The sequence below is a fragment of the Cohnella fermenti genome (assembly GCF_004801405.1).
GTDB lineage: Bacteria > Bacillota > Bacilli > Paenibacillales > Paenibacillaceae > Cohnella > Cohnella fermenti.
Genome location: NZ_SSOB01000020.1, coordinates 36944 through 59817, shown reverse-complemented (window position 1 = coordinate 59817; position 22874 = coordinate 36944). Strand labels below are relative to the sequence as shown.

Genomic DNA, 22874 nt, shown 5'->3' with positions numbered 1-22874 from the left:
AGCCGACTCCCGTCCGGAGCGCGATTATGATAGCATACGATAAGGGGATGTCGATGAAGGAGGCGAAGTACATCTAATGAAGAAAACAACGCTAAAAGACGTAGCCAACGAAGCCGGGGTGTCGATCGCGACTGCCAGCTATGTGCTGAACAAGGTGTCCGGCCAGACGATTCCCGAGGAGACCCGGCAGCGGGTCGTCGAAGCGGCAGCCAAGCTGAACTACGTGCGGAATCTGGCCGCCCGCTCTCTCTCCTCCGGCAGAACGAACCTGCTCGGCGTTCTTCTTGTCGGCGATGACGCCGACCCGGTGTCCAAATACGTCGGCTACGGCAAGTTCATCGACGGACTCGAACGAATCTGCCGCACGAACCGCTACCATCTCATGGTCGCTTGCATCGACCCAAAACAGCCCGACTTCTCGATCATCGCGGAGCGGAAGTTGGACGGCGTCTTCCTGATCGACGCCTGCGAGAGCTCCTTCTATCGGGTGTCGGAGAAGTTCCCCTACGGCTCTCCCGTCCTGCTCATCGACGGAACAATCGAGGATTCGCTGTTCCGCAAGCTAACCTCCGATTACGGGCAACTGTTCGGCGCTGTCCGAGAACGGCTGAACGGTGCCGACGAATTCGCGGTCCTTCATGAGCGTTACCACAACCAAGCGGTCGGTCAAGCAATTCGGGAAGCGAGCGGCTCCCCCCCGGACCGGATCACGGCGATAGACGGATCTGGCGGAAAAATTGAGCTGAGAGCGTTCGCGGAACGCCATCGGAAGCGGCCCGTCGTCGTGTTCGGCGAATTCCTTGCCCTTCGGCTGCTCGCCGTCGATCCTTCTCTCCACCTGCTCGCCGTCTGCACGTCAGGCTGCCCCGAATACTTGCCGGAGCGCGTCGATCGCCTCGTGCCCAAGCTGTCCAAGGCCGAAGCGGCGGCGGACATGATGTTCGGCCTGCTCGGCACCTCCGGCGGAGATGTGGCCGATCGGACGATCGCATTCGAATTCGAATTCGCCTAAGCGTTCGGGAGCTTGGGGCTGCGCCGAACATACGCGGCTGCTCAATCGGTGTCGCGCCGCAGCCCGTCCCGGCATTTTTATGCTATTTTTCACATTCATTCTCCGCCGAGCCGCCCATTCTACCGTTTCTATGTGAATTTTCACATTCATTCGCCTCTGAAGCGCCTCTACCCGGCGATTGTATGCGATTTTTCATATATATCCGTCTCCGAATCCCCTTCCCCCGCCAATCGTATGTGATTTTTCACATTCATTCGTCGCCCAACGAAGAAAAGAGCCCTCCCTCGCGGGATGTCATTAAGTTAGACACTAAGACAAGATCGGGAATAAGCAAGAACACCGAAACGGCATGGGGAAATCACCTATGCCGTTTATTTTTTGGGAGCAAGCAAAGAAAAAGGGGACAGCAAACAAAGCAGATAGAATATCCGCTTGAAAAATGTTCATGTGAAACGAATTATGCTACTCTGTAAACGAAGCTAACGACTGATTTCCAACGGATTTTGCGCACATTCTCCTGCCCCGGTCGGATGGGTCGAATCGGCAAAATGTTTTTGCGAATCAGCGCTTCAACATCGGGCGGGGGCCTATCGCCTCGAGAGCGCAAAAAATGTCTACAAACATGAACGGCAACCGTGAAATTGACGTGGTAGGCATGCCGTTTATCCATTTGCGAAATGACGACGTGCGAGGTCATCATTTCTGCGAAGTTGTAGAGGATCATTCTTGCGAACACCTCTTGGGCGATAGAGTCCTGTTTCTTTGCGTGAAAACTCGTCAGACCGACGGTGTACTTTAATGCCCGGAAAGAGGTTTCAATGCCCCAACGCATGTTATAAATGGACTTGATTTCATCAGGTGGGAAATCAGCGGCAGATAGATTCGTAATAACCGTTTCATAAGCGCCACTCGGCAGAACGAAACGTACAACCCGAATAGAAATCGGGTAAAACAAATTTTCATGCAAATCCAAAAAATCAAAGATAGACGAGGAAGAAAATATTCTGTATATCTCGGGATGGGCCTTGACTTCATTCGTTTGTTTTTTGGTGAGTGCTTTCATAACCGCGATCTGCAATCACAATGGTTTTGTCCTTGATGGGGGAGCGGTCGACCATGTCCGCTAGTGCTCGTCTCTCGTTGCATAGTCTTCGTGGCTGAACAATAGCATCCACATACAGTCTGTTGCAGAGGTCATAAACGGCATTCAAATGCAGAAGGTTAAAGCCCTTCGAATTCGGTTGACTTTGAAAATAGCTATCCAAGTCCGCAGGGTTTGTTGCGATATGCAAATCCGAACCGTCGATGGCAAGTAATCGATATCCCCGGTAATCCTTGATGTCCGTATACGATTGCGTAAATTCGTGAAACAAGAATTCCAAAGCAGACGGCAGGATTTTATTGCGTTGTTGAATAAAAGCAGAAGTGGTTGCGGTGTTTACATCATAGCCCTGCGATTCCAATAACTCTTTGTATAAGCTGTTGCCTCCCATAGAGATCAGGAGTTGCATAACCGTTTCAAAGGGCAGTTTTTTCTTGCGGGTAAAATCTTTTTCAGGGTTTTTGACATAAGGCGCAGGAGCATCTGCCATCCCTCTTATGAGTGATGTCAGTTTCGTTTTAAGCGAATGCGCGTACTCGTCCATCGGCGTACCCTCCTCGTTTTTTCAAAGGGGCTACGCCACACATTTCAAACTGCTTGTCAAGCTCTATTTTCCATTTTCGCGCAAGAAAAAGAGCAGGCTATCTTTTTGATAACCTGCTCTTTCCTTAACTTCAGCTCTTCACCTTAACTTAATGACATTGACCTCGCGGGACGGCCCTCCTTGCTTCTCGTTCGCTATACAATCTGCAAGCCGTCCTTCACGACGAACTTCACGCACGGAAGGCGTTCCGACGTTACCGTATCGTTCTCCGTGAACACTTGCAGGAGCTCGTAAGGCTCGCCCGGCGTCGTCAAGACGTACTGTTCGATCGCCTGGTTCGCGTAATCCGCGATCCAGTATTCCGGCACGCCGAATCTCGCGTATGACTTCAGCTTCATGACCCGGTCGCGCTTGACGCTGTTCGGGGACAGAAGCTCGACGACAAGGTCGGGAGGACCGTAGATGCCCTCGCGCCGGACGATCTCCGAGCGGCTGCGGTGGACCATGAGCAGATCGGGCTGGCGCGTCTCGCGTTCGGACAGGATGACGTCAATCGGCGACAGGATCATGATGTAGTGGGATTCGCACCTATCCGACAACACATGATCCATGTTCCGAATGACCCGCTGATGGTCTGTCGTCGGCGACGGCTTCAATTCGAGAATACCGTTCACAATCTCATACTGATTGCCGTCCTCCGGCAGCTCGAAGTAATCGTCGACCGTCCAGCCCGACTCCTTGACCATCGGCGGCAGCTGCCGCTTGTTCCCGTATTCCATGGAATCCCCCTCGCCCAACAAGGTTTCCCCCATTATATCACAGTCCCGGCGAGCCGATTACTCGTTCCATCGCGGCTATAGCCCGACCGGAAGAACCATCTATTTTTCCAAAGAGGGCGCCTTATCCCTGCTGTTCAGGCCCCTCCCTTTTCCCAGTAATTAGGATACTGATTGGAAGGGATAAGGCACCCACTTGCGAAAAGGGATAGGGGCCATATCGCCCAACAGCGCGACGTATACGAGGTGGGGGTATCCGGACCGCTCTGCCGCCTATCCCAGACGGCAGCCCAAAATCATTCTGCTAGTCGATAAACCCGACCGCCTGAAGCAGCCGCTTCAGCATCGTCGCCGCTTCTGCTCGGGACGCCTCCGCCGCCGGAGCGAACCGACCGTCTTCCGTGCCTTGCAGGATGCCGGCTCCGACAGCCGAGACGACGGCCTCGCGAGCCCAGCCCGAGATCGCACCGCTGTCGGCGAACGTCGCAAGTGCTTGCTCGCCCGCACCAGACGCCGCCCCGCCAGACACAGACGCTTGCTCGCCTGCCCCGGACGCCCCGCCAGCCCGTGCGAAGGCCAACGCCCTCGCGATCATGACCGCCATCTGCTCGCGAGTGATTCCGTCGTTCGGACGGAAGCTGCCGTCCGACAGCCCTTGCACGAAGCCGTATTCCGCGGCGACGGCCACTTCTTCCGCGTACCAGGCGCTCGCCGCCACATCCTTGAACGTGCGGGCAGCGGCGCCCGCCTCGTGCTTCAGGCCGAACGAGCGAACGAGCAGCGAGGCGAACTCGGCGCGGGTAATGCCGCGATTCGGGGCGAACTCCGTCCCGGACACGCCATTCACGATCAGCTTGCCGGCCAGCAGCTCGATGTCCTTCTTCGCCCAGTGCGAGGCGATGTCGGCATATGTCTTCTCGCTCTTCGCCACAACGTACAAGCTGTTCGTCGGGCTGACAATCGTCGCGGTCGTCTTGCCGCCGGAGGAGGCGAACGTCGCCGGGACGAACCGGAAGCTGCCGGTCTCCGGATCGAACACAAGCACGGTAGAAGCGGTCGATTCCAGATCTCCCGCAACCTCCAGCGTCCGCTTCACATAGGTCGAGCCGAAGCTGCCGATCTCCTCGCGAACGCCGCCGATCTCAAGCTGCAGGCTGAATTCCGTCGGCTCGCCGGCAAGCTCGATTCCCCGCACGGCGGCCGCTGCCTTCGCCCGTGCCGCCGTGGCCGCATCCGCAGGCCGGACAACGAAGCTCCATACCGCATTCGCAGGATCGGCGATGCTCCGATCCTTCAGCAGCTCCGCAATGACGGAGAGCGGAAGCGAGTACGAGGCCGAGCCGTTCGAGACGACGATGACGCCTTGCGGGTTCGCCTGAATTGCCGCGAGCAGCCCCTTCACGCTGAACGGGACGATGCCGTTCGCCCCAAGCTCCGCCGCATCGAACGCGATCTGCCCTTCCTTCGCCTCCAGCAGCTTCCGGTCGTTCGCATCTGCACTGCCGCCCGCCTCCTGCCCCGTCCCGCTGCCAGCCGTGCCCGTGCCGCCTCCGCCCGGGGTCGCCGCCGTTACCGTCACCGGATAAGCTCTCGTCTCCCCGAGCACCGACACGAGCAAGTACGTCGAGCCGATCTGCCGTCCCGACAGCCGGTTGCCTTCCGAGAGCGTCGCCGCCGTATCGCTGACAAGCGTCAGCTCGGCTTCCGACGTCACGTCGCCCGCCGTCCGGTGAACGACTCGCACCGCCGCTTGTTCGCCAACCTTCAAGCTGACGCCGCTCGCCGCGCTCGCCGACGTTCCGCCGACATGCAGCTCGAACGGAATCGCGAGGCTGGACAATCCGCGTCCAAGCTTGCTAATAACGAGTGAAGAGGACGCATTCGACACATCGGCGATTCTTGCCCCACGGATAATGACGTTGTCAACCTTGAGCGCTCCCTTCACGGTGGAAGCGACCTCAACCCCCTGCGTCCCCGCGCCATCGACGACCAGATTCCCGATCGTCACGTTCTGCAGCGCGAAGTCCCCTTGCACCGCCACGCCAAGGTATGTGCTGTCCAGCGCGACATTGTCGCGGATAACGATCTTCCCGCTCATGTCCTTGTCGCTCGCGAACACCCAGAGGGCGCCGAGATCGCGCTGATACCCCGTGTCGTAGCTGCCCGTGCGGATCATCGTGTTGCGCTCCACGATCGTCGTTCCGTCGAACGGCACCGGGTTGAAGCGCGTCGACACCGCGATGCCCGCTCCGTTCGTGATCGTATCGGAGACGATGTTGTCCTGCACCTTGTTGTCCGTCCCGCCGAACACAACGATGTTGTCCGCCAGCCACGGCAGCGAGACGTTGTTGAAGCGCGCCGCGTTGCCGATGCTCGCCCGCCCTTCCGCCGACCAGATCGCGATGCCGTCGTCGCCCGGATAACGAATGTCCGATTGCTCCATCAGGCTGTCCGCCGTCCCGACGCAGAAGTTGATGCCGTCCGCCATCAGGTTGCGAATCCGCAAGCCGAGCATGTACAGGCCGTGCGTATACTCGTCGCTGTCCTTAAGCTTCGTCAACCACAGACCGGCCTTCGTGTGCTCGATCCAGACATTTTGAATAACGGAGCCTGGACCAAATCCCCCGTGAAAAGCATTCGTGATCGCTTCGTCGTCCCGCTCGTTGATTCCCCCGTCGATGAGCAGGTCGTACACCTGGATGTTGTCGCCCTTGCCCACGAACTTGGCCCCGTTCAGTTGAGTGTGCCACATGCCCGCCCCGCGAATCGTCACCCGATCCAGATAGAGCAAGCCGTCGCCAAGCTCGAATTCGCCGGCCGGGAACCAGATCTTGTCGTTCTCCTCCATCGCTTCCCGGAAGGCGGCCGTGTCGTCCAGCCCGTCATTCGCAACCGCGCCGTAATCCGTGACGGAGACGAACCCTTCCGGCTTCGCGAACGGTTCCGCCACCTGCTCCAGATCGGCCAGGTCCACGATGTAATAGTCGGCGTTGCTGTCGGCATCCTTCTCCAAGCGGACCGTCGAGCCCGCCGGGATGTCCCCAACAAGCGCATGAATCTCGTCGAAGAACCGGTGTCCGCTCCCTTGCTTCGGATCGTTCGACCAAGGATAGCTTCCATATTCCCATGCATACTTCGAGGTGAGCGCAAGCTTCTGACGGAATTCGCCGTTGACGTACAAGCCGAGCGTCCCGTTAAGCCCTTGCCCGTCCTCGCTGTCCGGAATGGAGTAGCGCAGAACGATGGAGTTGGCGTCCTTCGCCGTCCTGAATTCCACGTAATCTCCGGTATCCGACAGCTTCACCGCCTGGCGGCCCGAAGCCTCGGAGGCAACCTCCCGATACACGCGGGACGGTCCGATCAACTCGCCATTCGTCGCTCCTTGCTCCGCTTCGTACGTGATATACGGCAGCGTCGCTCCGCGGTAGGCCTTGGCCACGCTGTCCATCACGGTCAGCGAGTCGATCCGCACGACGGCCGCATCCGCCGCATCCGACTCGAGCGTCACCGAGTTGATCCCGGCGCGCAGGGCAAGCGCCAGCGGCAGCTCGGTCCATTCCTCCGCCCCCGGCAGCGACAGCGTCTGCACGCGCTCGCCGTTCACGTACAGCCCAAGGCTCTTCGCGCTGTCCGCAGCCGAGCGGTAGCGAAGCTTCGCTTCGTAATCCCCCGCGGCTTGTGCGTTGACCGCCCAGACGAGCTTGTTGCCCGCGGACGCGAACCCTTCCGCATACGTTCCGCTTCCCGCGTCGACCTGCCCGCTCGCGAACGCCTCTTCCGCTTCATACACGACGTCCGCGGCCATCGGCTCGAACGCCCAGGAAGCGGCGGATGCGCCCAGCTTGACGGAGCCGGCTTCGCTCGACAGATACAAGGACGGATTCGCCGCACTGCGGACGGTCCGGTAGCCCAGCGTATCCTCGACGATCCATTGGGTTGCCTCAATGATCTGCAGCGCGGCTGCGGTCGTCTCGAGCTTCCCGCTCGCCGATACCGCCAGCAGCTCGCCCGACTCGCGGTTCTTGATCAGCTTGCGGCCGTTAAAGTCTTGCAGCAGCCACTGCGACGAAGCGCCCTCCGCTTCGGTCAGCGCAACCGTGCCGTCCGCTCCCGTCAGCCGCTTCCCGCCGCTGGAGATCGCGACGTACCCGGTATCGTCCTGAACCGGCGTCGCCGTCTGGTCGTTGCGAACCGCGCTATCCGCCGGAATCTCAAACTCGCTCGGAGCTGCGGCCAACTGCCAGACCAGCGAGCCGTACGACACCGGCAGCAGCCCCCTCTCCGCGTAGCCGAGAGAATGGTCGACGTGCACGTACTCGTCGTTCATGCTGCCGTACAAGCTGCGGATGCGCAGGCTGCTTCCATCCGAGGAAGCCGATTCCAGCGCCCAATGCGTCTTGGAGTTCGCCGAATCCGCCGCTATGCTCTCCAGATAGCGGTAGTCGCCGTTCACCGCGAGATAATGGCCGGTCACCCGGTTCTTGATGCGCGTCTGTCCGTCCGTCGTCTCCAGCAGCCAATGCGAGTAGCCGTTGGACGAAGCAACGTCGCCGTAGAGCACGACGCCCGACTTGTTCTCGTACAAGCTCTGTCCGTTGTAGGCGCTGCGAAGCTGAATGTAGCCCTGCGGCCATTCCGGGCTCGCCGCATCCACGGCCTCCAGCTTATATTCGGCCGAAGCCGCAATTGTGCCGTCGCCGGCCTTGACGGACTTGCTGACCTTCATGCCGCCTCCGCTCTCGTCGGCGCGGATGTAGTGGGACGCCCAGGCGCTGCGAAGACTGACGTAGCCTGCATCCGTCGCGTTCTCGAGGAACCACTTCGCGCTTCCCCATACCGGGTAGATCGTCTTCAGCGTCTGCAGCGGCTGAGGCGGATCGGCGAGCTCGACGTCGCCGCCGACGTTCTCCATCGCGACGTAGTTGCCGGTCGCGGCATTCTGCAGGCGAATCGAGCCGTCGCCCGCATCCTCGATCGCCCAGACGGAAGAACGGTCGGAGACGTCCCTGTCCCCGTACTTGACCGTTCCTTGCTCGTCGTTTGCGGAATCGACCTCCTCGTAGAGCGGCTTGCCCGTCTGCTTATTGATCAGGCGCGCATACGCCGGGAGGTCGTCGGAGACGGTGACGAACGTCCACCTCGGGCTTCCCCAGCCGCGATTGATGGCGGCGTACTCGGCGTACTTCGTCAGGTTCTGCAGGTTGATCAGCCGGTCGGTCTCCCCGCCGGTGGCCGGATCGTCGACGCTCCGGATCAGCTTCGCGCCGCTGACCGTCTCGATGACCCAGACCGCGCTGGTCCAGTCGTCCTCGACGTCCGTCACGCGGACATGCCCTTCGTTCATCGCCTCCAGGTTGATGTAGTGGCCGGTCGCGCGGTTCTGGATTCGCTTGCGCCCGTGATACTTCTGAATCTGCCACTGGTCGCGCTGGTCCGATCTCGGATTGCCGTACTTCAGGTCGCCGTTGTCGTCCTCGTAGAGCACGTACGGCTGCCAGACGTTCTGAATCCGCACATAGGGATTCGTGCCTGCCGGAACTGCGGGGTCTTCCAGCAGCCATTGCGCCCCGTTCGACAGCGGGTCAACCGCTGAAGACTCGATGGCGGCCGCGGAGGATTCGCCGCCCGCGAGATTGACATACTCGCCCACATTCGCGACGCTGCCGATCGTCACGTAGTCGTCGTACTGCTCGGACGCCCGCAGCGACCACTCGGCGGAGGAATCGGCGACGGCCGGATCAACCGCCGTCAGCGGGCTTCCCGCCGTCACGTAATGGCCGGTGGCCGCATTGCGAATCCGCTTCGCGGCGTCGTAATCCTCGACGACCCATTGATACAGCGGATTATACGCGTTCGCGGCGTCAAGCGCGCCGTGCTTCACGACTCCGCCGTCCTCGTACAGGTAATCCGTGCCGACGTCGGCTTCCGTGAAGTTCACGATGCGAACCGGAGTCTCGCCCACCGGCTCGATTCGCCAATGCGCGTTGGCCAGCTTCGCGTTGGACCAATCGTTGGACCGTGCGAAGCTGTCGTCCGGGAACTGGCTGTTCAGCACATAAGCCGGGTTCACGGCGCTCTGGAACGTCACGTAACCGGCATCCGCGGCGTCCGACAGGTTCATCGCCGCCGCAACCGTCCACTCCGCCTCCGTCCCGTTGTCCGGCGTTCCCGTCTCGATTTTCCTCCAATAGTCGTCCGCCCCGAACTGAACGATGTATTGTCCGGTGGACTGGTTGCGCAGCTTGACCGTGCCGTCCTCTCCGGACTCCATCAGCCAGATGTAGCTCGCGCTGCCCGCGTCCAGCTTGCCGAAGGCGACCACATCGGCCGTTCGCTCCGGCGCGTCCGGGTTGGTCGTTGCGTACAAGTACTGACCGGCCCGCTCCTGGTTGCGAATTCGCACCGGAATCGGGTCCGAGATCGGAGCCAGCTTCCATTGCGGACTCTCGAACGTCACGTTGATGTCGGTGCTCGCCTCCGCGAAGCCGAGCTGATCCTCCTCGTGGATAACCAGATTGCCCGACGACGGAACAGTTGCGCTCTTGATCAGCGAATACCCCGCGCGGCTGGCGTCCTCGATCCGCCACCTCGTCTCCGGCGTGCTCTCGTCCGCTTCGCTTGCCGTCAAGGCGTCCCGGCGCTGGCTCACGTTCTCGATCGTTATGTAATGGCCGGTCTTGCGGTTCTGAATTCGTGTCGTGCCGTCGGCATCGTCCTGAAGCTGCCAATGGGAAGTCTCGTCGCCCGGCGATGTCATGCCGTACCGGACCGTTCCGTCGGACGCTTCGTACAGGAAGTTGCTCTGCCACTTGTTCTGAATCCGCACATAGACGGCCGACAACACCGAGCCGTCGGGTTCGCCGGCAGCGAGACCGGCCCCCTCCGCCGCCTGTCCGGACACCGTCTCCGGTTGCCCTCCCGCCGCTTCCGTCCCCGCTTCTTCCGCATGCACGGGAGCGGCGGTCAGCAGCAATATCGCCACCAGGAACCGGGATAACCACACTCGTAACCTTGCCATGAAGGAATGCCCTCCTCTAATATGGATGAGTTCCCTCCCATCCTAGTAGAAAAGCGCTTCCAATTCGAGGTGTGTTTCCCTAAAGGTTAGGTTCATTCTTACGATCTATAACAATACCGTCAGGAAAAACCGCGCCCTCTCTAGCTATCCCCATGCAATCCCCTCCGCGACCTCCTCCGGAGTCTCCCTGTCGCGATTTTATATGAATTTTCACATTCGTCGGCTTGAATTGGCGGAAATCGCAGCTTTTTATGTGGTTTTTAGCATACCTGGAGCAACTCGTGCCGGAATTGCCTCCATGAATGTGATTTTTCGCATATAATCGGGCAAAACCCCCGTTATCGTGCAGCGCGAATGTGATTTTTCACATAAATTCGGCTGGCATCGATATTGGGGGTGGCATCGGTATTGGCGCGGTTCAGCCGACTGTTAGCCGGAACTCGCCGTCTATGGCAAGCGCGATGGACAGCCGCTTCAAGCTCGCGTCGTAGGTCCAATCCGCCGTCTCCCCGCTGCCGGACAGCAGGATGGAATCCGGCCGGCGCTCCAGCCCCTCGACGATAAGCTCGAGCGGCTGCCCGGAGCCGATATGGCCGTCGTTCAGCAAGGCGGCCGAGAGCGTCCGTTCGCTGCCGGATTCCGCCCAGACGAACTCCCGCAGCCGGTACGCGCCCTGCTCGTAGCCGAACGTGCGGCCGTCGTCCTCGAACAAGCGGAAGCTTCCGCTGCCTCCGGAGTAGACCGTCAGCTTAAGCGGCCCCTCCGGCCGCTCATTCGCATGCAGCGCAAGCGACTGCTCGGGAATGATCGCCCCTGCGCGGACGTAGATCGGCATCGTCTCAAGCGGCGTCTCCGCCAGAATCGAACGGCCTCCCTCGTGCCTTGCGCCCGTCCAGTAATCGTACCAGGCGCCCTCCGGCAGATAGACGGAGCGCGCCGGCGTTCCCGGCCGCAGCACCGGCGCCGCCAGCACATCCTTGCCGAGCAGGAATTGATCGCACAGGTTCGAGACTTGGCGATCTTCGGGGTATTCGAGCAGCAGCGGGCGGACAATCGGAAGACCGGTGGCCGTCGCTTCGTAGAACAGCGAATATAAGTACGGCATGAGCTTATACCTTAGGCTCAGGTAATCGCGGCAGATCGCCTCGACGCGCTCGCCGAACCGCCACGGCTCCTGATGGATCGTATCGATGGCGCTGTGATTGCGGCAGAACGGGAACAGCGAGCCGAGCTGCGTCCAGCGGGCAAGCAGCTCGCCGGTCGCATGATGCGAGAAGCCGCCGATATCCGGCCCGGCGAAGGCGACGCCGGAGAGCCCCAGGTTAAGCACCATCGGGATGCTCATCGCCATATGCTCCCAGTAGCTCCGGTTGTCTCCGGTCCACACCGCCGCATAGCGCTGAATGCCCGCGTATCCTGCACGGGTGAGGACGAACGGCCTGTCGCCGCGGAGATGGCGGGCCATTCCTTCATAGGTCGCCTTGGACATGAGCATCCCGTACAGGTTGTGCCACTCGCCGTGCGTCTTCGGGTTGCCTTCGTTGCGGTGAACGACGTCGACGTCCATTGTTTTGGAAGGGACGCCGAACACCGAAGGCTCGTTCATGTCGTTCCAGATGCCGTGAATGCCATCGTCGATATAGAAGCGGTGCAGATCGCCCCACCATCGGGCGGCGGCCTCATCCGTATAGTCGGTGAAGGCGCTCGGCCCCGGCCAGACGTCGCCGACGAACAGCTCCCCCTCCAGCTTCGTGCAGAAGTGCCCGTTCCGTATCCCCTCCGCATAGACGGAGTACCTCGGATCTTTTTTGACCCCCGGATCGACGATCGGCACCACCTTGAACCCCATCTCCGCCAGCTCCGCAATCATGCCGCGCGGGTCCGGGAAGCGCTCGGTGTCCCAGGTGAACACCTTGTACTCCTCCATGTAGTGAATGTCGAGATACAGCACATCGCACGGAATCCGCTTCTCGCGCATCGTCCGGGCGACCGTCAGCAGCTCCTCCTGGTTCATGTAGCTGTAGCGGGATTGCTGGAAGCCGATCGCCCAGCGCGGCGGCATCGGCGGGCGGCCGGTCAGCGCCGCGTAGCGCTTGACGACGTCCTTGAGGTCGGGACCGTCCACAATATACAGATCGAGATTGCCGTTCTCGGACGCGAGGATCGCCCGATCGCCGCCGCTTCGCATGTCGAACGTCGTCCGTCCGGGATCGTCCAGGAAGAGACCTGCCGCCGGAGCGCCGCAACGGTAATGGATCAGGAAGGGAATCGACTGGTACAGCGCGTCGATGTCCGGCACATGCGGCTCGTACACGTCGCTGTTCCACATGTCGAAGCTCTCGCCCTGCTTGTCCAGGAAGCCGGTCTTCTCGCCGAGGCCGTAGTAGTGAGAGCCCTCGCCGCCCTCGATCGTCGCGGTCGTGCGCCGCTTGCCCGTCCACTCGATCGCGGATAGGACGAGGAGCGGCGGCGCTTCCGCTTGCGGGCCGGAATCTTGGGCTGCGGAATCCCCGCTTCCGCTCGGACTCCCGCCTCGATAAATCTCGATTCGGCCGGACGGCTTGTGCACGACAACCCGCAGCTTCGCCAGATGCAGCTCCCAGCTCCCATCGTCCTCGGTGTACGCAGGCTCTTCGCTTGCTGCGGACTCGCGGCTTCTCACGGACTCGCCGATTCTCACTGACTCGCCGATCCCCTCGCGCACGATGGCCGGCGTCGTCCTCAAGTCGGGCTCCGCACCCTTGCCTTGAGCGAGCTTCAGGCGGACGATGCCGTCAGCCGCCGCAACAATCGCCAGGCCCGCCCGCGCCCCGCGAAGAAGAAAACCGTTCTCTCGCCCAGTCTCTATTCTCGTTATCTCGTGCACGGCGTCATAGCGATGAAGCCGCCGCAGCGCGGCGCCGGAGCCCTCGCTTGCCGCCTCGTTGCTTGCGTTGTCGGGATGAATCTCTTCGCTGGTCAACATGTGTGAATGGCCACCTCAATCCTTCTTGATGGCCTAATCATATCGAAGCTCGTTGGCGGCGCCTATTCGCAACGTTACGTATTGTGTGCGCGATTCTACGGGATTGCTCCTGTGCCAGCTCGGTCCAGCTCGGTCCAGCTCGGTCCCTGCCTCCCTACTCCTCCAGCTCCTCCGCGTACACCTTCCGCTGACCGCCGGAACGTGCCGGCGCCGGGACGATAATCGGCTCGGCCTCGCCGGCTTCGACCATGCGCCCGATCAGCCGTGCCCGCAAGCGGTCCGCCACCTGGCGATGCGAGTCCATCCCCGCCAGATTGGTCAGCTCGTACGGATCGGCCGTCAGATCGTACAGGAACTCTTCCTCGTAGCGGTCCGCTCCCGAATCGGCAATCGGGTCCCGGCCGGGAGCGCTGACGCTGTACTTCCATCGCTTCGTGCGGATGGCCCGGCCGACCTGGGACTCGCTGATCTGCACGAACACCTCGCCCGGCCAAGCGGCATCGCGCCCGCCGCCCCGAACCAGCGGCAGCGCAGATCGCCCTTGCATCGTCGGCGGCACCTCAATTCCCGCCGCGTCCAGCAGCGTAGGCGCCAGGTCGACGAGGCTGACCAGCTCGCGGACGGTGCCGCCGCCGGTGAACGGCCCGCCGTACAGGGCGGACGGGATGCGGATCGAGCTCTCGTGGCAGGAGCGCTTGTACTCGCCGTTGCGCGTCTTGAAGTGCGAGCCGTGATCGGACGCGAACAGCACAACGGTGTCCTCCGCCAGCCCGAGGCTCTCAAGCGCGTCCATGACGCGGCCGAGAGCTTCGTCGAGCCGCTTCACCATGCCGTAGTAGCCGCCGAGCTGCTGCTGGGCGTTGCCGCCGAGCGCCGCCAGATCGGGCGGCGTGTAGCGGCCGGCGAAGCTGTCGCGGTACACGTGCGGAGCGGGATAGTCGTCGCGGTGGTTCTGGTGATGCGGCTCCAGGAACGACAGGAAGAGGAAGAACGGCAGCTCCTTCCGTTCGTCCATGAAGCGGATTGCCGCGTCGGTCAACGCGTCGACGCGATAGCCCGGCAGTTGCACGGCGTTATTGTCGTTGTCGTACAGCTTGGTCCGGTAAGCGTCGGAGGTGTGCTCCAGCGAATCGGCGGCCAGCCAGTACCGATAGCCGGCGCGCAGCCGCTCCGGTACGGGCTCCGTGCGGGTCGCAGCCAGGTGCCACTTCCCGATGTAGCCGGTCTCGTAGCCGTGCTCGTTGAAGCAACGCGCAAGCGTCGGAAGCTCTTCCGGCAGCGGAATCCCGTTGGCGAAACAGCCGTTGACGGTCGCATACGTGCCGGTCTGCAGGCAGGCGCGGGCCGGCGTGCACACGGGCTGGCAGGTGAAGGCATGCTCCAGATGGGTGCCGTACCGGGCCAGCCGATCGAAGTTCGGCGTCAGCCCGAGCGGGTTGCCGTGTATCCCCGCCGTATCCCAACGCTGCTGATCGGTGAAGAACACCACAACATTCGGCCTTTTCATTCGTTGTTCCCCCATTCGTTGCTCTCTTCCCTTCATTACGTTGCTCCCTCGTCCGCTCCTTCCCTTCGTCAGCCCTTCAGGCCGGTGGTGGCGATGCCTTCCACGAAGTGCTTCTGCGCCGCGAAGAAGACGGCGACGCAGGGAACGATCGTCACGACGCACATCGCCAGCACCTGGTTCCAGTTCACCGCGCCTTCATTGTCGAGCACCATGCGCAGGCCGAGCGCCACCGGGAACTTGGAGACGCTGTTGATGTAGATCAGCGTGTTGAAGAACTCGTTCCACGTCCAGATGAACTGGAAGATGCAGACGGAGATCAGGGCCGGAACGCACAGCGGCAGCAGCACTCTCGTCAAGGTCCGGAAGCTGCCGCAGCCGTCGATCTCCGCCGCTTCGTCAAGCTCGCGGGGAATGCCCCGAAAGAATTGGACAAGCAGGAAGATGAAGAAGGCGTGAACCGCCAGCAGCGCCGGGATATAGAACGGCCAGTACGAATTCAGCCAGCCGAAGTTCCGGTACAGAATATAGCGCGGGATCATGATGACCGCATCCGGCAGCATCAGCGTCGCGATCATAAGCGAGAACAGCGTCTTCTTGAGCGGGAAGCGGAATCGGGCGAAGCCGTAGGCGACGACCGCACTCGACAGGGCGGTCAGCGCCACGACCGGGACGACCAGCTTGACGGTGTTGAGGAAGAATTGGGTGAACGTCACCCGGCCGATGCCCACCCAGCCTTGCTTGTAAGAGCTCCACTCGATATGCGACGGGATCAGGCCGATCGTCGTGAACACGTCCGCGTTCGGCTTAAGCGAAGCGGCGACAAGCCACAGCAGCGGATAAATAAACGCCAGTCCGAACAGCGACAGGAACAGCGTTGCCGGCCAGCTTCTTCCTGCGGTCATCGGCCGTCCCCCCCGTCTTCGTAATGCGTCCACCGATCCGAGGTTCTGAACAGCACGAACGTGAACGCCATAATGATAATGAACAAGATCCAGGACAGAGCCGAAGCGTAGCCCATCTTGAAGTAATGGAACGCATTCTCGTACATCAGCAGCCCGTACAGGTTCGTCGACTTGACCGGGCCGCCTCCGGTAATGACGAACGCCGCGGTAAACTGCTGGAACGCATTGATCATCTGCATGATCAGGTTAAACAGAATGACCGGCGACAGCAGCGGCAGCGTCACGCGGAAGAAGGTGCGAACCCGCGAAGCTCCGTCCACCCGCGCCGCCTCGTACAGCTCCTTCGGCACCTGCTTGAGCCCGGCCAGGAACAGCACCATCGACGAGCCGAACTCCCAGATCGGCAGCAGCGAGATCGTGAACAGGGCCAGCTTCGGGCTGCCGAGCCAATCGACCGGACCGAGCGAGACGTAACCGAGCAGCGTGTTGACGAGCCCTTCCCGCGTGAACAGGAACCGCCACAGCACCGACACGGCGATGCTTCCGCCCAGAATGGACGGGATGTAGTAGATCGTGCGGAACACGCCGATGCCCCGAATGCCGATATTAAGCGCAAGCGCCATCAGCAGAGCGAACAGCAGCTTGCCGGGCACGGCCATCAGGACGTACAGGAACGTGACCTTAAGCGAGTTGGCGAAGTCCGGATTCTTGGTGAAAATATCGATATAGTTCGCCAGGCCGACGAACGCGGGAGCTTTGATCATGCTGTAGTCGGTAAACGAATAGTAGAACGACATGATGAACGGAAACAGCGTCAGGACGAGGAATCCGATCAGCCATGGACTGATGTAAAGCAGGCCGACATATTGTCGGCTCCGCTTCCGGGAACGCGAGGAGCTCATGAGCTTCGTTGTCATGGTCGTCGCGGTTGCCGCTTGCTTGCTCATGCCTTATCCCCTCTTTACTGCAGGCTTGCGAGTTTGTCCTTCATCCGCTCGATCAGTTCCTTGGCCGCCTTGTCGGGTGCGGATTGGCCGAAGGCAACCTGCTGCATGTAATCGTTGACCAGCTTGGCAATCTCCTGGTTGTTGCTGACGCCGTTGATCGGATCGCCGGGATCTTGCAGCGCCGTCTGGACCGCCTTGGCAACGGTCGGATCGATCAGGTTCTGATCGGCCAGCGATTGCGCGTTGGCCGCTGCCGGCGGCACGCTGAAGTTGTCGCGAAGAATGGCCGCCGATTCCGGGGCGGTAAGCAGCCAGCTCGCGAACTTGGCCGCTTCCTCCGGGTACTTCGTATCCTTGTTGATCGCCAGCGGATTCGCCGGCACGACGAGCACGCCCGACGTCTTGGCGTCGGCCGCAATCGGATACGAGGCCACATCCAGCGAAGGCACGTACGTCTTCATCTGCGGAAGCGCGGAGGCCAGCGAGAAGGCGAGACCGATGCCGCCCTTCTGGAACAGAACGTTCTTGGCCGGTTCGGAGTACAGGCTGCTCTCCGCGGCCGGCTGCATGACGCCGTCGTCGAACAAGGACTTGTAATAGGCGAACGCTTCGGTCAGATCGGCTTCCGTGAACCCGATCGTCTTGTCGTCGTTGATCCACTGATTGCCGGTCTTCTGCGACATGTACGGCTGCAGGAACGTGCGGAAGTCGAGCGTGCCGAGCAGGTAGACCGAAGAATCCTGCTGATGCACCTGCTGGCCGATATCGTGAATCGTGTTCCAATCCCACTGCGTATCCTCCGGAATGCCGTACTTCTGCAGGAAGTCCTTGTTGTAGGCGGTCACCATTCCGTTGACCCCCATCGGAAGGCCGATCATCTTGCCGTCGTAGACGACATACTTCTCGAGGAACGATTGATCGAACGCCTCCAGGTTGATTTGATCCTTGAGCGTATACAAGTCGAGCACGAGGTTGCCCTTGACGGCGATATCGTCGATCCAGTCGGCCGACAGCGGCGTCAGGTCCGGAGCGGTATGGCCGGATAATTGCGTGACGAGCTTCTGATAATAACCGTCGAAGCCGCCGTACTCGGGCTCGATGGTCACATTCGGATTTTGCTCCATATACAGATCGATCGCTTCCAGAACCGCTTTATGTCGGGCTTCCGATCCCCACCAGGAGAACCGCAAGGTGACGTTCTTCGTCTCTCCGTCGCTCGCCGTGCCGTTCCCCGAGCCGTTCGCCGCATTCCCTCCGTCTTCGTTCGCTGCGCAGCCCGCCAGCACGGAACCGGCCAACACGCCGATCCCGAGCGCTTTGCCCCATTTTGTTATCTGCCTCATCGATAGGCTCCCCCTTCAACTCTGCACATTCGTTTGATAAAGCGCTTTCCCGTTGCTATCCTAACTATACGCTTCCTTCTCTGCGGAGCGATAGGACGGCCAACTGCGATTTGGTGTCCGAATTTGTGCCGTTTATGGAACAGGGTATCCTTATTTGCGAATTGTTCTCCGGATTTGCAGGGTATCGGGTGCGGCCTTGTGTGATCAGATGCGAAAATATATAGTCGAGAAGAAGACGCACCATCGGGAGGGACGCGCAATGTACAAGCTGGTACTGGTCGACGACGAAGCGGAGATCCGCAACGGGTTATCGCATTATTTCCCGTGGCATGAGATTGGCTTCGAGATCGCGGCTCAATTCGACAACGGCCGGAAGGCTCTCGATTATATGCTGTCCCATCCGTTCGATGCGCTGCTGTGCGACATCCGGATGCCGATCATGACCGGGCTGGAGGTTGCGGGCGAATTGTATCGCCGCGGCATCAAGTCGAAGATCATCCTGCTTAGCGGATACAAGGACTTCGAGATCGCCAAGCAGGCGATGAGCTACGAGGTGAGAGGCTACATCGTCAAGCCGACGAAGTATAAGGAATTGTTCGAGACGTTCTCCCAGCTCAAGCTGGAGCTCGACAAGGCCGGAGCGGAAGGCGGCGAGGCCGGGCAAGCCGAAGAAGCCGCAACCTTCAGCGAGAAGGTGATCGCGGCCATCAAGGACTACGTGGAGCAGAATTACGCGACTGCGACGCTGGAGGAAGCCGCTTCCCGGATTCACATGAACCCGTATTACGTCAGCAAGTACTTCCGGGACAAGACGGGCCAGCACTTCTCCCATTACCTCGTCGAGGTCAAGATGGCCAAGGCGGCGGAGCTGCTGAAGGACATCCGGTTCAAGACGTACGAGGTCAGCGAGCGGGTCGGCTATTCCCAAGCGAAGAACTTCACCCGCACCTTCAAGAAGTATTACGGAGTCAGTCCGCGAGAATTCCGCAACAGCAAGCTTCCGGCGACAGGACGTTATGAGAAATAAATTTTTCCTCAAAAACCTGCTCCTGTTCATCGTCCCGCTGCTGATCCCGATCGTCATTCTCGGCACGCTCAGCCTGATCATGACCCGCCAGTACCTTCAGGGGGAACGGAATCGGGCGAACCTGCAGGTGTTCAACCAGATCGACCGCAACCTGGACACGATCTACAACGAGACGAACTCGCTTAAGCTGCAATTCGGCAATGCCGACGTTCTCTACCGGCTGGAGGAGATCCTGCGGACGCAGCGAATCACGCTCGAGAACCTTCGTTTGCTCGAAGCCGCGCAGAACGATCTGAACGTCGCCGCCTATGCCAATTCGTTCGTGCAATCGATTTATGTCTACGTTCGCAACCCGAACGATCAATTTCTCGCAAGCGGCACCGGAATCGTCAAGTTCGAGGGCTTCTACGACGCCGGATGGATGGAGGGGGCCGACGTCCAAGAAGAGAACCGGGTTGGCGGCATCCGAACCGAGCGGCGCTTCGTCCGCCCCTATTCGTTCCAGGAAGCGATGCCGGTCATTACCTTCTATCAGAATGTGTATTCCGTCTTCAGCGCCGAGCCCATCGGCGTCATCGCCCTGAACCTCTATGCGGACAGTCTGGAGGCGCAGCTTGGCCAGACGACTGGCTATCCCAGCCAGGCTATCGTCATCGTGGACGAACGCGGCCGGGTTGTGCTGCAGAGCCCTTCCTTGGCTCCCTTGGATGATGCCGCGCTGGCGAAGATCGCCGCTGCGTCCTCCCCGTTCGTCCTGAAGTCGGGAGAGCGGAGCTACCAGGTCACCATGCCGGCCGCCTCCTCCAACCCGTTCGGATGGCGCATTTATTCGGTGGCGCCGACGCGCTGGTCGGACAATCCCATCGCGCAGCAGCTCAGCATCTTTACCGCTCTGTGCGTGCTGCTGTCGCTGCTGCTCGGCCTCGCCCTGTCCTACTGGCTGACGAGGAAGAACGTCCGGCACATCCGCACCATGATCGCCATTATCCACAGCGCGGAACGCGGCATGCCGATGCCGAAGCTGCCGACGACGAAGCGAGTGGACGAATATCGCTTCATTACCCAGCGGCTGATCCAGAACTTCATCGAGCGCAATTACTTGCAGGTGCAGTTGTCCGAGAAGAAGTACCGGCTTCAGGCGCTCGAGCTGACGGCCTTGCAGGCGCAGATGAACCCGCACTTCCTGTTCAACACGCTGGAGACGATCAACTGGAAGGTCGTCGGCCTCGCCGGCAGGCACAACGAAGTGAACGACATGCTGGAGAACCTGTCGGACCTGCTCAAGTATTCGCTGAGCGGGCCGGATCAGATCGTGTCGCTGGGCAAGGAGATCGACTACACGAAGAGCTATCTGGACATTCAGAAAGTCAGGTACAACGACAAATTCGACGCGATATGGGATTACGATCCCGAGGCAATTCAGCGGTACGGCATGCCGAAGCTGATGCTGCAGCCGCTGGTGGAGAACAGCATCTATCACGGCATCAAGGTGAAGGAAGGGCGAAGCCGCATCAAGATCAAAATCGTGCGGCTGCCGGACCGGCTGCGCATCGCCGTCATCGACAACGGCGTCGGCATGGACGAACTGCGCCTGAGGCAGGTGGAAGCGATGCTGCGAACGGACACGGAGCCGGCCGATCACATCGGCCTGGCCAACACGAACCGGCGCATCAAGCTGACGTACGGGGAGGAATACGGCCTGTCCGTTCGGAGCAAGCCGAATTGGGGAACAACGGTGGCGATCGAGATTCCGCTGTAGGCGGGCGGCGGCGGGCAGGAGCTGTGTCGGCTCGGACCGGAAAGCTCCCTCGCGACCCTCCGGCCGGATCGAGCGAATAAGCACGAAATTCCGACTATATTTTCCGGCCTTCAGCCAAAACGAGCGAATAAGCACGAAATTCCGACTACATCTCCCGGTCTGCGCCCAAAGCGAGCGAACAAGCACGAAATTCCGACTACATTCGCGCATTTCGCGGCTCGTATCCCCATTGCATGAAGCAGGGGGCCATCCCAAAGTCAATTTTATGACTTCTGGGACAGCCCCCTTGCTGAGCCTAGCCGCTTCTTAGCTAAACCCTAATCGCTGCTTACTGAACCTAACCGCCGCTTACTGAACCTAACCGCTGCTTACTGAACCTTGATCGCGTCGTAGAACTTCTCTTGCATCGACTTCGCGCCGATGTCGAGCTGCTTCGCGGAGTCGGTGCCCTTCTTCGTGAACGCCTCTTGGATCAGCGTCGTCATCGTGCCGTAGAAGTCCTGCGTGCTGTACTGCGCCTCCGGCTTGCCGTCGAGCAGCGCGTTCGACGCGTCGTCGTACTTGTAGACGTTGTCGTACTTCGCGAGAATCGCTTGCACCTTCTTGCCGTACTCGGAGTCGGCCTTGTAGTAGTCAAGGTGGGCCGGCACGAAGTACTTGCCTTCGGCCTGGAAGTCTTGAATGTTCTTCTCGAGCGACACCAGGTAGCTGTCGGAGAAGTAGTCGAACGTAATATAGTCGAAGGCCGCCTTCTGTTCGCCCGGCGAAGCGTTCGGGTTGATGACGAGGTAATCGCCGCCGAGCACCCCGGTGTGCTTGCCGCCCGCTTCCGCCGCAGGCATCGGGTACACCTTCAGATCATCCGGCGTGTAGCCGGCTTGCAGCGCTTGCTGCAGCGGCCCTTCGGCGCCGGCGATAACCATTGCCGCGCGTCCTTGCGCGAAGGCGCCGGTCGCCGCGCCCCAGTCGAGCGCCCAGTCCTGCGGGATCGCGTTCGCTTCCCAACGCAGCCTCTTGTAGAAGTCGAGCGCCTTGACGCCCGCTTCGGAGTTGAACGCCGATGTCACCTTGCCGTCCGCGATGGTCTGAATGTCGCCGCCCGCTTCGAACAGGAAGTTCGTCCAGTTCCAGCCGGCTTCGTTGCCCTTGCCCATCGGCGCGATGCCCGCGATTCCCTTCTTCGGATCGGCGACCGCCTTCGCCGTATTCAGCATGTCTTCCCACGTCCAGTCATAGGACGGAAGCGCGACTCCCTTCTCGTCGAGCATCTTCTTGTTGACCATCGTCGTCGTGACATAGCCCTTCTGCGTCACGCCGTACACCTTGCCGTCGAGGTTGAACTGGCTCTGCAGCACCGGGTTGATCTGGTCCTTGTATTCGTAGTTGTTCCACAGCTCGGTGATGTCGGCCGCCCAGCCCTTCTCGACGAGCATCTTCGCTTCCGTCGCGAAGGTGTTGAAGAAGGTCGGCGCTTCGTTCGCCGCCATCTTGATGCCGATCTCGTTGACATTGTACTGCCAGTCGTCCGGAACGACCGTCACGTTCGGGTACTTCTCGGTGAAGCGTTTGATCTTGTCGTCTTCCAGAGCGCGAAGCTCGGTCTTGTCTGCCGTCGGATAGTAGATCTTGATCGTTACCTTCTCTGCCGGCGCTTCGCTGGAAGCGGCAGGGGACGATTCGGAGGGCGAAGGAGACGGGCTCTCCGAAGCCGGGCTGCTTGCGGACGGGCTTGCCGCGCCGTTATTGTTGTTGCCGCCGCATGCGGCAGCAACGACGCTTACCATGGCCAGGCTGAGCAACATAGCGGACCACTTCTGCTTCTTCTGCATTTGTATTCCCCTTATCCATATGGAATTTTGTGCTACGCCCTCATCATAAGGGAGAGGCTTTCCGAATGGCGATGTGTATTCTTATTCCGATCGTGTGCAGGATTACGATTCCGGCTGCGGCCGTCTCTCCCGCTTCGTATCCC

13 protein-coding genes are annotated in these 22874 nt (G+C 60.4%); 3 read left to right on the top strand and 10 right to left on the bottom strand.

Annotation, left to right across the window (positions count from 1 at the left end; all coding sequences use genetic code 11):
• Positions 1-76: 76 nt before the first annotated feature.
• Complete coding sequence (locus tag E6C55_RS16650; protein ID WP_136370938.1) at positions 77-1012, top strand: LacI family DNA-binding transcriptional regulator; 936 nt, start codon at positions 77-79, stop codon at positions 1010-1012.
• Positions 1013-1469: 457 nt separating this feature from the next.
• Here the strand turns inward: E6C55_RS16650 and E6C55_RS34210 are convergent, their stop codons facing one another.
• The 9 genes from E6C55_RS34210 to E6C55_RS16610 all read right to left on the bottom strand — a co-directional run bounded on the left by E6C55_RS34210 (position 1470) and on the right by E6C55_RS16610 (position 18116).
• Positions 1470-2075: a transposase gene (locus tag E6C55_RS34210; RefSeq protein WP_211093597.1), complete on the bottom strand. Its 606-nt coding sequence runs from the start codon at positions 2073-2075 to the stop codon at positions 1470-1472.
• Complete coding sequence (locus E6C55_RS34205; protein WP_211093596.1) at positions 2044-2658, bottom strand: transposase; 615 nt, start codon at positions 2656-2658, stop codon at positions 2044-2046. The genes E6C55_RS34210 and E6C55_RS34205 overlap by 32 nt, the downstream gene beginning before the upstream one ends.
• A 194-nt stretch (positions 2659-2852) precedes the next feature.
• Positions 2853-3437, bottom strand: a complete 585-nt coding sequence (locus E6C55_RS16640; RefSeq protein WP_136370937.1) for a Uma2 family endonuclease — start codon at positions 3435-3437, stop codon at positions 2853-2855.
• Between the two features lie 301 nt (positions 3438-3738).
• Positions 3739-10452, bottom strand: a complete 6714-nt coding sequence (locus E6C55_RS16635) for an S-layer homology domain-containing protein (RefSeq protein WP_136370936.1) — start codon at positions 10450-10452, stop codon at positions 3739-3741.
• 418 nt (positions 10453-10870) lie between these two features.
• Entirely contained in the window at positions 10871-13417 is a 2547-nt protein-coding gene (locus E6C55_RS16630) for a glycoside hydrolase family 31 protein (protein ID WP_136370935.1), read from the bottom strand.
• Between the two features lie 154 nt (positions 13418-13571).
• Entirely contained in the window at positions 13572-14924 is a 1353-nt protein-coding gene (locus E6C55_RS16625; protein WP_230986717.1) for a sulfatase-like hydrolase/transferase, read from the bottom strand.
• A 68-nt stretch (positions 14925-14992) separates the two neighbouring features.
• Positions 14993-15826 (bottom strand): carbohydrate ABC transporter permease, encoded by an 834-nt coding sequence (locus E6C55_RS16620; protein ID WP_136370933.1) that lies wholly within the window; start codon positions 15824-15826, stop codon positions 14993-14995.
• Positions 15823-16773: a carbohydrate ABC transporter permease gene (locus E6C55_RS16615; RefSeq protein WP_136370932.1), complete on the bottom strand. Its 951-nt coding sequence runs from the start codon at positions 16771-16773 to the stop codon at positions 15823-15825. Before E6C55_RS16615 ends, E6C55_RS16620 begins: the two co-directional genes overlap by 4 nt.
• Positions 16774-16787: 14 nt before the next feature.
• Positions 16788-18116, bottom strand: a complete 1329-nt coding sequence (locus tag E6C55_RS16610) for an ABC transporter substrate-binding protein (protein ID WP_136370931.1) — start codon at positions 18114-18116, stop codon at positions 16788-16790.
• 259 nt (positions 18117-18375) lie between these two features.
• Between E6C55_RS16610 and E6C55_RS16605 the strand changes: the two genes are divergently transcribed.
• Both E6C55_RS16605 and E6C55_RS16600 read left to right on the top strand, forming a co-directional pair.
• The gene (locus tag E6C55_RS16605) at positions 18376-19143 is read left to right on the top strand and encodes a response regulator transcription factor (protein WP_136370930.1); all 768 of its coding nucleotides are present in this window, start codon (positions 18376-18378) and stop codon (positions 19141-19143) included.
• Positions 19133-20902 (top strand): sensor histidine kinase, encoded by a 1770-nt coding sequence (locus E6C55_RS16600; protein WP_136370929.1) that lies wholly within the window; start codon positions 19133-19135, stop codon positions 20900-20902. The genes E6C55_RS16605 and E6C55_RS16600 overlap by 11 nt, the downstream gene beginning before the upstream one ends.
• Before the next feature lie 368 nt (positions 20903-21270).
• Here the strand turns inward: E6C55_RS16600 and E6C55_RS16595 are convergent, their stop codons facing one another.
• Positions 21271-22731: an ABC transporter substrate-binding protein gene (locus tag E6C55_RS16595; RefSeq protein ID WP_136370928.1), complete on the bottom strand. Its 1461-nt coding sequence runs from the start codon at positions 22729-22731 to the stop codon at positions 21271-21273.
• Positions 22732-22874 lie beyond the last annotated feature (143 nt).